Source organism: Streptomyces luteireticuli (assembly GCF_041519305.1).
Taxonomy (GTDB): domain Bacteria; phylum Actinomycetota; class Actinomycetes; order Streptomycetales; family Streptomycetaceae; genus Streptomyces; species Streptomyces luteireticuli.
Map to the genome: position 1 here is coordinate 4,483,911 of NZ_CP167927.1, position 12,105 is coordinate 4,496,015.

General features: G+C 73.0%; 12 protein-coding genes. 3 read left to right on the forward strand and 9 right to left on the reverse strand.

The genetic code is table 11. From position 1 onward, the window contains the following. Positions 1-83: 83 nt before the first annotated feature. The 6 genes from efeB to AB8735_RS19955 all read right to left on the reverse strand — a co-directional run bounded on the left by efeB (position 84) and on the right by AB8735_RS19955 (position 6,149). Positions 84-1,409 carry an iron uptake transporter deferrochelatase/peroxidase subunit gene (efeB, locus tag AB8735_RS19930; protein WP_344019070.1) on the reverse strand — a complete coding sequence of 442 codons (1,326 nt, stop codon included), beginning with the start codon at positions 1,407-1,409 and terminating at the stop codon, positions 84-86. After that, positions 1,402-3,300 (reverse strand): copper resistance protein CopC, encoded by a 1,899-nt coding sequence (locus AB8735_RS19935; RefSeq protein WP_372408661.1) that lies wholly within the window; start codon positions 3,298-3,300, stop codon positions 1,402-1,404. Before AB8735_RS19935 ends, efeB begins: the two co-directional genes overlap by 8 nt. Before the next feature lie 7 nt (positions 3,301-3,307). Further along, complete coding sequence (locus AB8735_RS19940) at positions 3,308-3,787, reverse strand: copper chaperone PCu(A)C (RefSeq protein ID WP_344019075.1); 480 nt, start codon at positions 3,785-3,787, stop codon at positions 3,308-3,310. Beyond that, the gene (locus tag AB8735_RS19945; RefSeq protein ID WP_344019078.1) at positions 3,787-4,440 is read right to left on the reverse strand and encodes an SCO family protein; all 654 of its coding nucleotides are present in this window, start codon (positions 4,438-4,440) and stop codon (positions 3,787-3,789) included. Before AB8735_RS19945 ends, AB8735_RS19940 begins: the two co-directional genes overlap by 1 nt. Positions 4,441-4,526: 86 nt before the next feature. Next, on the reverse strand, positions 4,527-5,270 hold the full coding sequence (locus tag AB8735_RS19950) for a YcnI family protein (RefSeq protein ID WP_344019082.1): 744 nt from the start codon (positions 5,268-5,270) through the stop codon (positions 4,527-4,529). Positions 5,271-5,369: 99 nt separating this feature from the next. Then, complete coding sequence (locus AB8735_RS19955) at positions 5,370-6,149, reverse strand: hypothetical protein (RefSeq protein WP_372408662.1); 780 nt, start codon at positions 6,147-6,149, stop codon at positions 5,370-5,372. Positions 6,150-6,326: 177 nt separating this feature from the next. Between AB8735_RS19955 and AB8735_RS19960 the strand changes: the two genes are divergently transcribed. Continuing rightward, entirely contained in the window at positions 6,327-6,800 is a 474-nt protein-coding gene (locus tag AB8735_RS19960; protein ID WP_199891985.1) for an ATP-binding protein, read from the forward strand. A 73-nt stretch (positions 6,801-6,873) separates the two neighbouring features. Here the strand turns inward: AB8735_RS19960 and AB8735_RS19965 are convergent, their stop codons facing one another. Next, a complete protein-coding gene (locus tag AB8735_RS19965) occupies positions 6,874-7,542 on the reverse strand; it encodes a CatB-related O-acetyltransferase (RefSeq protein ID WP_372408663.1) in 669 nt (222 codons plus the stop codon). Between the two features lie 403 nt (positions 7,543-7,945). On the opposite strand from AB8735_RS19965, the gene AB8735_RS19970 reads away from it, so the two are divergent. Together AB8735_RS19970 and AB8735_RS19975 are read left to right on the forward strand one after the other, a co-directional pair. Continuing rightward, on the forward strand, positions 7,946-8,305 hold the full coding sequence (locus AB8735_RS19970; protein ID WP_344019090.1) for an RNHCP domain-containing protein: 360 nt from the start codon (positions 7,946-7,948) through the stop codon (positions 8,303-8,305). A gap of 11 nt (positions 8,306-8,316) precedes the next feature. Further along, positions 8,317-8,736 carry an RNHCP domain-containing protein gene (locus tag AB8735_RS19975; RefSeq protein ID WP_372408664.1) on the forward strand — a complete coding sequence of 140 codons (420 nt, stop codon included), beginning with the start codon at positions 8,317-8,319 and terminating at the stop codon, positions 8,734-8,736. Positions 8,737-8,842: 106 nt separating this feature from the next. On the opposite strand, the gene AB8735_RS19980 is transcribed toward AB8735_RS19975, so the two are convergent. Further along, the gene (locus AB8735_RS19980) at positions 8,843-10,297 is read right to left on the reverse strand and encodes an aminopeptidase P family protein (RefSeq protein WP_344019094.1); all 1,455 of its coding nucleotides are present in this window, start codon (positions 10,295-10,297) and stop codon (positions 8,843-8,845) included. An 86-nt stretch (positions 10,298-10,383) separates the two neighbouring features. Then, positions 10,384-11,913, reverse strand: a complete 1,530-nt coding sequence (locus AB8735_RS19985) for a PP2C family protein-serine/threonine phosphatase (RefSeq protein ID WP_372408665.1) — start codon at positions 11,911-11,913, stop codon at positions 10,384-10,386. Between the last annotated feature and the right edge of the window lie 192 nt (positions 11,914-12,105).

Below are 12,105 nucleotides of genomic sequence, written 5' to 3' on the forward strand. Positions count from 1 at the left end.
ACGAGGGTTCCTCCGGATCGATCACCTGGTGGCGCTGCCACGATACTTGCGGCGCCGTGCGCGGGGGCGGGGCCGGGGCGAACTCACCCCTCCAGCAACCGCTGTCCCACGTACTCCCCTTCCGCACACCCGCCCGGCACCGCGAACAGCCCGCTCGCCTCGTGCTTCAGGAAGCGCGAGAGCCCGTCCCCCCGGTCCAGCTTCCGCTGCACCGGCACGAAGCCCCGCATCGGGTCCGCCTGCCAGGCGATGAAGAGCAGCCCCGCGTCCGGCGCGCCGTCGTCGCGGAAGCCGTCGTGGTACGAGTAGGCGCGCCGCAGCATGGCCGCGCCGCGGTTGGACTCGGGCGCCGCGACGCGGATGTGGGCGTCGCCCGCGATGGCCAGCGAGCCATCGGGGTTCACCTTGTCCAGGTCGACCGGCGTCGTCTCCGTGCCGCCGGACAGGGGTGCGCCGTCCGACTTGCGGCGGCCTATCACCTTCTCCTGGCGCTCCGGCGACAGGTGGTCCCAGGTGTCGAGCAGCATCCGGATGCGGCGGACGACGGCGTACGAGCCGCCCGCCATCCACGCGTCCGCGCCCTCGCGGTCCTTCGGGACGAAGATCCGTTCGTCGAAGTTCGCGTCCGAGGGCTTGGGGTTGTTGGTGCCGTCGATCTGGCCCATCAGGTTGCGCCCGGTCAGCGGCCGCTCGGTGGCGCCGGGCGCGCGGTTGAAACCGTTCATCTGCCAGCGCAGCCGGGCCGAGTCGCCGGCCTGCCGCTGGAGCAGGCGCAGCGCGTGGAAGGCGACGAACGCGTCGTCGGCGCCGATCTGCACCCACAGGTCGCCGTCGCTGCGCTTGGCGTCGAGCGCGTCCTGGGTGAAGGAGGGCAGCGGTTCGAGGGCGAACGGGCGCTTGGCGGTCAGGCCGGTGCGGTCGAAGAAGGTCCGGCCGAAGCCGAAGGTGACGGTCAGCGAGGACGGCCCGGCGTCCAGCGCGATCCCGGTGTCGTCGCCCTTGGGCGTCCGTCCGGCCGTCAGCTCGGCGGCCGTCGCCGACCAGCGGCGCAGCAGCGCGGCGGCGGCCTTGCGGTCGGCGCCGGGGGCGAGGTCGAAGGCCAGCAGGTGGCCGTGGGCCTGGGCGGGATCGGCGATGCCCGCCTGGTGCGTGCCGTGGAAGGGGAGCGCCGCCGTGCCGACGCCGGACAGCGGCGCCTTGTCATCACGCGCCGCCGCGGCACCGGCCGCCCCGGCAAGTCCGCCGACGAGGAGGCCGCCCGCGCCCACGGCGCCGGCGGTGCCGAGCAGCCGGCGTCTGGTGAGCGCGGAGTCGTGCGCGGGCTGCTCGGGCTTCGCCTTGTTCGCCTTCTTCACCTTGCTCGTCTTGTTCTTGTCGGTCTTGTTCGCCTTGCCGGATGTCTCAGTCATTGATCTCTACGTTTTCGATCTCGGTGACCTGGTCGATCTCTGAGGTCCGTACGGTCAGGGTGAGTTGCCACCGCCCCGCCATGGGCAGCTGGAAGCCGGAGGCGCGCAGCCGCCCGGCGGACACGCGCTCCAGGGGGACGCGCAGCGGGCCGATGCCCTTCTCCTTCTCGGTGAACGACACCGTCGCCTCGGGGACGTCGGCGGGCCTCCCTGCGGGGTCGGTGAGCGCGACGTCGACGGTGTTGGCGCCGGGGCGCCCGGGGTCGAGGGCGACGCGGGCGGTGCCGCGCCCGTTCGTCCCCCCGGTGTCGTAGGCGATCGTGACGTCGGTCCGGCCCGCCGTGGCGGGTGCCGTGCCGCCGTCCGTCCGCCCCGCCCGCTCCTGTTCGACCTCGGCACGGCCGGGCTGGGTGGTGGTGAGGACGGTGGTGACGGCGAGCAGGACGACGGCGACGGCGGCCTCGGCGAGGACCGAGCGGCGCAGTCCGGCCCGTGCGGGGTCGGCGTCCCGCCGCCGCTTGCCGGCCGCCTTGGCGACGGCGGCCCGCTGCCGGGCCAGCTGGGCGGCGCGCTCGGGGGAGTCGGTGGTCCGTGCGGCCGGTGCCGCGGTCCGGGGGCCGGACGGCCGGACGCCGTCGGCGAGCCGCACCGTCCACCGCCGCGAGAACGCGGCGCCCCCGACCATCACGGCCACCAGCGAGACCTTGACGAGGAGCCAGCGCCCGTAGTCCGTGCCGGTGAGCGCGGACCAGCTGCCGACCTGCCGCCAGGCCTGGTAGAGCCCGGTGACCACCAGGACGCACACGGCCCCGAACGCCAGCCGGGAGAACCGCCGCACCGCGTCGCGGGGCAGGGCCTCGTCCGCGCGGAGCGCGGCGAGCAGGGCGGCGAGACCGCCCAGCCACACCCCGACGGCCAGCAGGTGCGCCACGTCGACGGGCATGGCGAGCCAGGGCTGGAGGCCCTGGCTGGCGTGCTCGGCCGCCGCCCAGGTCGCCGCGAGGCCGGCGGCGACGACGGTGCCGCCGGCGGCCAGGCCGTAGGCGAGGGCGGGGCGGTCGCGCAGCGGCGGGGCGCCCTCGCGGGCGTCCGCGCGGGCGCCTTCGCGGGAGTCCTCGCGGGCGTACGAGCCGAACAGCACGGCCAGGAACACCGCCGCCGCGCTCAGCAGGAGCAGCCGCGTCAGCATGGCCGCGCCCGGCTTGGTGGACAGCGCGTCGCCGAGCAGCGCGAGGTCGAGGACGGAGCCCGCTCCCTTGCCGCCGGTGTAGGCGCCGCGCAGCAGCAACAGCACGGCCGTGGACAGGAACAGCGTGATCCAGCCGCCGACCGCGATCTTCTGCACGGGCCGCGAGGCCCGGCACACGCCCGCGAAGACACAGCCGCCGACGAGCAGGGCGAACCCGGCGTACGCCGCGTACCGCCCGATGTCGTAGAGCGTTCCGACCACCGGGTCCGTCCCGGCGACGGGGGCCTCGACCGTGGTCTTCGACGGGGCTCCGACGGAGAAGGTGAAGGCCCCGGCCACCGGGTGGCTGTCCGCCGAGACGGCCTGCCAGGCCACCGTGTACGTGCCGTTGGCGATCCCGGGGCGCAGCGCGACGGAGGCCGTTTCGGAACGGCCGTCCGTGTGGCCGGGCTTCCCGGTGTCGACGCGGGTGCCCTGCGGGTCGAGCACCCGGACCGAATCGGCGCCCAGCAGCACCCCTTCGGAGAAGGTCAGCTCGATCCGGGCGGGCGCGGTGGGCACCACCGACCCCTGGCGGGGGTCGGTGGCGGTGAGCGCGGCGTGCGCCGACGCGGTGCCCGCGCCGGCCGTGAGCACGCACAGCAGCGCGGCGGCCAGCGTGCCCAGCAGGGCCGCGAGCCGCCCGGCGGTCGGGGTCCTCATGGTGATGTCAGCCCTTGGGACGGAAGGACGCGCTCTCCACCGGAACCTGGATCTTCACCGGCGCGGAGGTGGCGAAGTGCAGGGTGAACTCGACCTTGTCGCCCACCGCGGGCTTGTGGTCCAGCTTGCCGAGCATCAGGTGGTTGCCGCCCCGGGAGAGGGAGAGCGTGCCGTTCGCCGGGACGTCCAGCTTCTCCGCGTGCTTCATCTGCGAGCCCTCGGTGGAGTGCAGGGTGACGTCGCCGGAGAGCGGGGTGGTGACCTTGGTGAGCTGGTCGGCCTTGCCGCCGTCGTTCTTGACGGTGAAGTAGGCGGCTGCCATGTCCGTCATGGCGGGCTGCGGCAGATAGGCGCCGCTGACCGACAGCTCGGGCTTGTCCTTCGAGCCGGAGCCGCAGCCGGTCACGAGCACGAGGGCGCCGGCGAGCAGCAGCGGCAGGGCGGCGGCGGTGGCGGCGGTCGCGCGGTTCATCTTCACGGGGCGCATCAGGGGTTCTCTCCCTTGACGATCTTCGGGAGACCCTTGGCGTACTGGTCGGCGGTGGTTTCGGCGGTGTAGATCCAGTGGGCGCTGTCGTCCTTGGGCGAGAACCCGACGACCTGGGCGCCATGGCTGACGGTGATGGAGCCGTCCTTCTCCTTCTTGGGCTTGTCCACCAGGATCCCGAGCGGCTTGGCCGCGGCCTGGATGGTGTCGAACGAGCCGGTCAGGCCGACGATGTCCTGGCCGCCCTGGGCGTCGAGCCACTTGCGCATCCGCTCGGGGGTGTCCCGGTCGGGGTCCGTGGTGACGAAGACGATCTGCAGCTTCTCCTGCTCGGCCTTGGGCAGCTTCTTCTCGGCGGCGGCCATGTCGGCGACCACGGTGGAGCAGACGTCGGGGCAGTAGGTGTAGCCGAAGTAGAGCAGGAGCGGGCGGCCCTTGGTCTCCTTGACCAGCTCGTAGGTCTTGCCGCCGGTGTCCTTGAGGACCAGGTCGGGCTTGGCCTTGGGGGTGTCGAGGGCCAGGGGGACCTTCTTGGGCTCGGCCGAGACGTCGGCTGCCGGCTTGCCGTCCGCCTTGTCGCCGGATCCGCCGCAGGCCGTCAGGGTGAACGCGGCGGCGAGGGCGAGCACGGCGCTCGCGGTCTTGGTGCGCATGGAGCGTTTCTCCAAAGGGATGGGTCGGTGGTGCGGGGCCGGCGGTCCGTCATGGGACGGGCCCGCCGGCCCGGCCGGTCCGTGCGTCAGGCTGTGGTGCGGCGGCGCCCGGCGAGCACGCCGAAGGCGACGCCCGCCGCACCGACGACGATGCCCACGATGCCGAGGGCCCGAGCGGTGGTGTCGGAACCGTCGGACGAGCCGCCGTCCTCGGACTCGGAGGCCGCGGCCTGCGCCGTGGCCTCCTTGCCGTTCTTGCCGTCCGCCTTGTCGACGAGCTTCAGCACGGGGGCAGGGTGCTCGGGCTCCTCGCCGCCGGGCTTGGACGGGTCGATCCAGCGGACGACGTCGTCGTCGGAGTAGGTCTGGAGGGCCTTGAAGACCAGTTCGCCGGTGTCGGTGGGCAACTGGCCGACGGAGAGCGGGAACTGCTGGAACTGGCCGGGCTCGATCTTCCCGCCGGTCCAGACGACCTTGCTGACCGCCTCGTCGATGGTCTTGCCGTGCATCTGGACGGGCTTGTCGAGCTTGGTCTTCTCGACCTTCACGTCCCAGCCCGGGACCGCCTGTGGCATCACCGAGACGAGTGGGTGCTTGGGATCGAGATCGAGTTCGAGCTTGACCGTCGAGGCGTTGTCCTTCTCGTTCGGCACCTTGATGGAGACGGTGCTGTAGCCGCCCTTCTCGGCGGTGCCCGGCTGCACGCTCACGTGCGCCGAGGCGGGGCCGGCCAGCAGCAGGACGCCGCTCGCGACGGCGGTGCCGACGACGGCCAGGCGGAGCGGACGACGGGTGCGCTTGACAGCGCTCATGGTGGTGTTGATGTTCATGCGAAAACACTCCCTGGGCAGGAGGAGGCGGGTGGGGTGGCGCGCGTGCGGCCGTGCCGCGACCGCCCTCCCGCCGTAGCGCCAGGGTGCGTCGCGTGCTCAGGCCGCGAGGGCGAGGCGCGGGGGACCCCGCCTGATCACGGAGTGCTGGAGCTCGGGCTCCCGCACCGGACGCTCGTCGTCCCGATGGGTACGGCGCACGGGCGCGTCCGGCCCGTCGGCCGTCCCCGCCAGGAACGCGCGGACGAACGTCAGCGCGGCGCGCAGCACCCGGACGAACGCCGCCTCGCCGACCGCACGGGCCGACTGCGCCGACAGCCGCACCACGCGCCACAGCGCCACCTCGCCGCGCCGCAGCAGCCAGCCCAGGACCAGGGCCGCGAGCAGGTGCCCGAGCAGCATCGGCAACGACGGGACGAGGGCGTGGGCGAAGCTCTCCGCGGGCGCGGCCGGGGCCGCCGCGGGGTGCGCGGCGGCCGGGTCGAGCCCGGCGTCCGTGATGATCCGGCGCGCCTCGGCCGGGGAGGCCGGGGGCCGCTGGTTGCAGAGCAGCCGGCCCGCGAAGCTGACCAGGGGGCCGTCGTGCCCGGAGCGGGGGGCCGCCTCCGGCCCGCGCTGGCCCAGGGAGAACAGGGCGTGCAACACCACCTGGCCCACGACCAGACAGGCCGCTATCCCCGGCAGCGAGCGCTCCCGCCCGGCCAGCGGGGCGGTCAGGGCGAACACCGCCGCGAAGCCCGCGGCCAGGGTCCACAGCGGCACCGCCGCGCAGGATGCCAGCGCGTGCCCGCCCGCGGACAGCAGAACACAGACCGCGGTGAACACCGCGGCCCGGATCATTCGCAGATCGGCGCCGGCGCGCGCGACGGGGTGAGGCATGACTGCGTCATCATCCCACCGGACTCACTCCTTCCCCACGGCAGGGTCGTCCGCATACCCCAATGCGCCCTCCCGCCGCGTCCGCCGAATGAGCGGACTCACACGCCCGGCAGGCTTACCACCTGTCGCGCGCGGCTATAGGTATCGATATGTCGAGCCGCGGCCAGGAGGCTGAGCATGAGCATTTGGTGGTCACTCCACTTGCGGCGCGAGGCCGCGAGCGTTCCGCTCGCCCGGCGGCTGCTGGTCGGCGCGATGGAGACGGCCGGGGTCGACCCCGAGACGGCCTACGACCTGGCGGTCGCCCTCAGCGAGGCGTGTGCGAACGCCGTGGAGCACGGTGGTGACTCCTCCACCGGCTACCGGGTGACCGCCCGCATCGACGGCGACACCTGTCGTATCGAGGTCACCGATTCCGGACCGGGCTTCACCGGCCCCGCGCCACTGCGCGAACGCCGCAGGACCGCCCGCCGCCTGGAGACGAGGCCCCCGGCCCCCGCCCATGACGAACACGGGCGGGGCCTCTTTCTGATCGAGTCCCTGACGGACAACGTCCATGTCCGCAACCGCCCGGGACGGCAGGGCGCCGTGGTCACCTTCGACAAGATCCTCAAGTGGCGCGAGGACGCGGCGCTCCTCAGGGCTTCGTGACCGGGCCCGCTTCCTGATCAGAACCGCTTCGTGACCGGGCCCGCTTCGTGACCGGCCCCGGCGGGCAGGGCCTTCACGCCGCCTTCCGCTCCGCGAGCTCCTCGGCTATCCGCTCGATCTCCGCCGGGCGCCCGGCCATGATCGTGCGCACATGCTCGGTGACCAGCTCCACGGGCCAGTCCCACCAGGCCGCGCGGAGGAGCCGCTCGACGTCGGCGTCGTCGAAGCGTCGGCGTATCGGCCGGGCCGGGTTGCCGCCGACGATCGTGTAGGGCTCGACGTCGCCGGTCACCACCGAACCCGCCGCGATCACGGCCCCGTCGCCTATCCGGACCCCGGGCATGATCAGTGCCTGATAGCCGATCCAGACGTCGTTGCCGATCACGGTGTCGCCCCGGCTGGGCAGGTCTGTGACGAGGTCCAGGGTCCGCTCGGTCCAGGCGCCGCCGAACATGGTGAACGGGAAGGTCGAAACACCCATCGTGGGGTGCGCGGCGCCCGGCATCATGAAGCGCGTGCCGGCGGCGATGGCGCAGTACTTGCCGATCACCAGCCGCTCCGTGCCGTAGGCGTAGAGCACATTGCGGCTCTCGAACTCCTCGGCCCCGTCCGGGTCGTCGAAATACGTGTACTCGCCCACCTCGATGCGGGGGTCCGAGACCAGGGACCGCAGCAGGACGACCCGGTCGTGGCCGGCGAGCGGATGCAGAACGGTGGGGTCGGGGATCGTGGTGGCGGTCATGAGGACTCCCTCCGGGACGGGCGGGCGAGAAGTAATGCAACCGATGTCGCGTTAGAGAGAGCATGGCATGCGCGGCACCCCGCCCGCAAGAGCTAATGCGACATGTGTTGCCTTTGCTTGGCCGCCCCTTGGTCGCCCCCCCGAAAATCGATGGCAGCCGCCTCCGCGCCGCTGCTACGTTGGCGGCGTTCCAGACCTTCCGCCTCGGGCCCTCGGGCCCGCCCGACCCGGGACAGGTGTTCATGTCGACGACCCGGCCGGCGCCGAGCGCGCCTCGCCGCACCGCGTAACAGCCGCTCTTCGCCGCCCCGTTGCGGCGGGCGGACCGGACGCGGATCCGGTGCCCCAGGCCGCTCGGCCGACTCCTGCTGTCATCGAGAACTTCCCAGCAAGGAGCCCCCGGGTGTCCGACTCCCACAACATCCTGAAGACCAGCACGTTCACCTGCGTACGCTGCGGCCTGACCGTCTCCGCGCACGCCGCCGACGGAAGCCGGCGCAATCACTGTCCGTCGTGTCTGCACTCGCGGCATGTCGTCGACCACGTCGAGGGCGGTCCGTCCGACTGCCGTGCACGGATGACCCCGATCTCCATCGCCGTCCTGCGCGACGGCAGTTGGATGGTCATCCACCGCTGTGTGCGCTGCGACGAGCTGACGTCCAGCCCCGTCTGCACGGACGACAACCAGCTCATCCTGATGCGCATGGCGGTGCGCCCGCTGGCCCAACCTCCCTTCCCCCTCGAAGCGTTCGGGGATCTGTGAGGGGCCGCGCCATGTCACGACGGAAGAACACCCCGCGCCGGTCCCGCCGTCCACAGCGTCGCAAGGATGTCCTCCACGGCCGCGACGGCCACCGGACGAACGCCTTCCGGTGCGTCGGCTGCGGTCTGGACATCTCCCCCGACGCGCCGGGCACCGCCCATCGCAACCACTGCCCCAATTGCCTGGCCAGTCTCCATGTCGACCGCCGGGTCCCGGGCGACCGCGCCGCGTCCTGCCGGGGCCGCATGGAGGCGCTGAGCATGTCCGTACGCCCGGACGGCGAATGGCTGATCGTCCATCAGTGCCTGGCCTGCGGCGAACTCGGCGCCAACCGCATCGCCGGGGACGACAACGCCCTCGTCCTGATGCGGCTCGCCCTCCGGCCGCTGAGGGACACCAGGGTCGCGAGCGGTGCGCTGCTCGCCCTCTGACGGGCCGCCCTCCGGCGGGAATTGATCCCGGGAGGGAATGAAAGGAAGGGGCCGCCGGGACCTCACAGGTCCCGGCGGCCCCTTCCGTACGCCCCGTTGGCGGAGGTCAGCCCTTGAGGCCCGCCATCCACGCCTCGACGTCCGTGGACGTCCGCGGCAGACCCGACGAGAGGTTGCGGTTGCCGTCCTCGGTGACGAGGATGTCGTCCTCGATGCGGACGCCGATGCCCCGGTACTCCTCGGGCACGGTCAGGTCGTCGGCCTGGAAGTAGAGGCCGGGCTCGACGGTCAGCACCATGCCGGGCTCCAGGACGCCGTCGACGTACGCCTCGGTGCGGGCGACCGCGCAGTCGTGGACGTCCATGCCGAGCATGTGGCCCGTGCCGTGCAGGGTCCAGCGGCGCTGCAGACCGAGCTCGACGACGCGCTCGACCGGGCCCTCGAGCAGGCCCCACTCGACCAGCTTCTCCGCCAGCACGCGCTGCGCGGCGTCGTGGAAGTCGCGGAACTTGCCGCCCGGCTTGACCGCGGCGATGCCCGCCTCCTGGGCCTCGTACACCGCGTCGTAGATCTTGCGCTGGAGCTCGGTGTAGCGGCCGTTGACCGGCAGGGTGCGCGTGACGTCGGCGGTGTAGAGGGTGTGGGTCTCCACGCCCGCGTCCAGCAGCAGCAGTTCGCCGGAGCGGACCGGGCCGTCGTTGCGGACCCAGTGCAGGGTGGTGGCGTGCGGACCGGCGGCGCAGATCGAGCCGTAGCCGATGTCGTTGCCCTCGACCCGGGCGCGGAGGAAGAAGGTGCCCTCGATGTAGCGCTCGGAGGTGGCCTCGGCCTTGTCGAGCACCTTCACGACGTCCTCGAAGCCGCGGACGGTGGAGTCCACGGCCTTCTGCAGCTCGCCGATCTCGAACGCGTCCTTCACCAGGCGCTGTTCGCTGACGAAGATGCGCAGCTCCTCGTCGCGCTCGGCGGTGACCTTGTCGGTCAGGGCCGTCTCGACGCCGGCGTCGTGGCCGCGGACGACGCGGACCGGACCCGTGGCCTCCGCCAGGGCGGCGGCCAGCTCGCGGACGTCCGCACAGGGCATCCCGTAGAGCCGCTCGGCCTCGGTGAGGCTGTGGCGGCGGCCCACCCAGAGCTCGCCCATGCCGTCGAGCCAGAACTCGCCGTTCTCCCGGTCGGAACGGGGCAGCAGGTGGAGCGTGGCCTTGTGGCCGTCGCCGGCGGGCTCCAGGACCAGGACGCCGTCCTGGGTCTGGTCGCCGGTGAGGTACGCGTACTCGGTCGAGGCGCGGAAGGAGTACTCGGTGTCGTTCGAGCGGGTCCTGAGGTTGCCCGCGGGGATCACCAGCCGCTCGCCGGGGAAGCGCGCGGAGAGCTCGGCGCGGCGCCGCGCGGTCTCCTGGGCCTGCGGTATCGGCTGCAGGTCGCGCAGCTCGGTGTCGGCCCAGCCGTTCTTCATGTTCTCGGCAAGCTCGTCGGAGACGGCGGGGTAGAGGCCGTTCTTCCGCTGCTTGATCGGCTCGTCACCTTCGGGGTTCTCGGGTGCGGGCTGGTCGGTCATGCTCTCCTCCTCGAACGGGGCCGCCCTCCATCGTAGGTGCGGGGAAACGTGGCCGAGAAGGGCCGTAGGACCGGGACCGGGCCCGGTCACTCGAAGTGCGCGACCAGCAGGACGACGTCCTCGCCCGCCCCGTCGCCGGACGGGTCCGGGACCTTCGTCCCGTCCCCGTCGTCCGGCAGCACGGCGCGCAGGACATGGTCGGCCACGGCCTCCGGGTCGCGGCGGGCCTCGCGGGGCACGCCGGCCGCCGCGGCGTGCAGCCGGGCGAAGGCCCGGTCCATCGCGTCGCCGGTGCGGTGCAGCAGGCCGTCGCTGTAGAGGAGGAGCGTTTCGCCCGGGGCCGGCTCGATCTCCACGCTGGGCGCTTCCCAGCAGGTGAGCATGTTGAGCGGGGCCGAGAGCGAGGTGTCCACGTACTCGGTGCGGCGGTCGCCGATGATCAGCGGCGAGCAGTGCCCGGCCGCGGCGAGGACGACCTTCCGGGCCGCCGGTTCGCAGTAGGCGAAGAGGGCGGTGGCGGAACGGGTGGGCTCGGTGAGCCGCAGGAGGAGTTCGAGATCGGAGAGGACGGCGACCGGATCCTCGCCCTCCATCACCGCGTAGGCCCGCAGCGAGGCCCTCAGCCGGCCCGTCGCGGCCAGGGCACCCGGGCCGGAACCAGTGATTCCGCCCACGGCCAGGCCCAGCGCGCCCTCGGGCAGCGGCAGCGCGTCGTACCAGTCGCCGCCGCCGCACGGCCCGGTGCGGTGGCGGACCGCGAGCCGTACGCCCGGGACGTGGGGCAGCCGGGTGGGCAGCAGCTCCTCGCGGAGGGTGGCGAGGGCCTCCCGGGCGCGGCCCAGCTCCAGCAGCCGGGCCAGGTGCTCGGCGGCGTGGGCGGCGTAGAGGCAGGCCAGGTGGCGTCGGCGCTCGTCGGGCTCGGCCGGCTCGTCGTAGAGCCAGACGGCCGCGCCGATCCGGCCGGCCGCCGCGCCGGCCGGGGCCGCGGTGTCCAGCGGTACGGCGTAGCTGGCGGCGTAGCCGAGGCGGGAGGCGACCGCGCGGTGACGGGGGTCGAGGTCCTCCTCGGCGGGGATGTCGGGGCGGGCCGTTCCCGAACGGGCGCCGACGGGGGGCAGGTCCTCCAGGAGCCCCACGTACGGGCGGGACGGGGCGGAGGGCGCCGTTCCGTGCGGAATGGTCTCGAGATGGCCGAGGTCGGCAGGGCCGAGTCCGAGGGTGACGGTCAGCGCCCGGCCGGAGTCGTCGACGGGGTGCAGGGTGACCAGGCCCCGGCCGGCGCCGACGAGTGTGGCCCCGGCGTGCAGGAGTTCATGGAGCGCGGCTTCGAGGTCGGTGGTGCGGGAGAGGCGCTCGGTGAGCTCCTGGAGCGAGGTGAGATCGGAGACCCAGCGGGCGAGGCGGTCCTGGACGAGGAGATGGGGAGCCTGGCCACCGGAGAGGGCCGTGGGGGTGGAGGGAGGAGAGCTCGCACCAGAGGGGTCCGTGGGGCCGGAAGTGCCCGTGGTAGCAAGGGAATCGGAGGTTCCGGAGGTCGTGCCGGAAGCAGAAGACAGGGTCGGGGCAGGAACAGGAGGATCGATTCCGGCCACTTTCGGGAGGTGGGGGGCGTTCATGGCCGTCTGCTCCGGAGGGGTGGGGCGGAGACGGCCCGGCAGTCCGCGCGCCGGAGCCTGCGGAGGGCTTCGGTGAGCCCGTCCGGCCAGCCCATCGGCCTGTGCGTGGCAGGGAATAGCACGGCGAACCCCCTGTCGTGGTGCGTGCTATGGGGGCCTCCACATGTACACGCCCCGGTGAGGCAATGTCCA

Excerpts from the sequence above, each read along its gene's own strand:
- AB8735_RS19980 (WP_344019094.1), bottom strand. The coding sequence starts at position 10,297 with ATGACCGACCAGCCCGCACCCGAGAACCCCGAAGGTGACGAGCCGATC.
- AB8735_RS19985 (WP_372408665.1), bottom strand. The coding sequence starts at position 11,913 with ATGAACGCCCCCCACCTCCCGAAAGTGGCCGGAATCGATCCTCCTGTT.
- AB8735_RS19950 (WP_344019082.1), bottom strand. The coding sequence starts at position 5,270 with ATGAACATCAACACCACCATGAGCGCTGTCAAGCGCACCCGTCGTCCG.
- efeB (WP_344019070.1), bottom strand. The coding sequence starts at position 1,409 with ATGACTGAGACATCCGGCAAGGCGAACAAGACCGACAAGAACAAGACG.
- AB8735_RS19955 (WP_372408662.1), bottom strand. The coding sequence starts at position 6,149 with ATGCCTCACCCCGTCGCGCGCGCCGGCGCCGATCTGCGAATGATCCGG.
- AB8735_RS19940 (WP_344019075.1), bottom strand. The coding sequence starts at position 3,787 with ATGCGCCCCGTGAAGATGAACCGCGCGACCGCCGCCACCGCCGCCGCC.
- AB8735_RS19945 (WP_344019078.1), bottom strand. The coding sequence starts at position 4,440 with ATGCGCACCAAGACCGCGAGCGCCGTGCTCGCCCTCGCCGCCGCGTTC.
- AB8735_RS19960 (WP_199891985.1), top strand. The coding sequence starts at position 6,327 with ATGAGCATTTGGTGGTCACTCCACTTGCGGCGCGAGGCCGCGAGCGTT.
- AB8735_RS19975 (WP_372408664.1), top strand. The coding sequence starts at position 8,317 with ATGTCACGACGGAAGAACACCCCGCGCCGGTCCCGCCGTCCACAGCGT.
- AB8735_RS19965 (WP_372408663.1), bottom strand. The coding sequence starts at position 7,542 with ATGACCGCCACCACGATCCCCGACCCCACCGTTCTGCATCCGCTCGCC.
- AB8735_RS19935 (WP_372408661.1), bottom strand. The coding sequence starts at position 3,300 with ATGAGGACCCCGACCGCCGGGCGGCTCGCGGCCCTGCTGGGCACGCTG.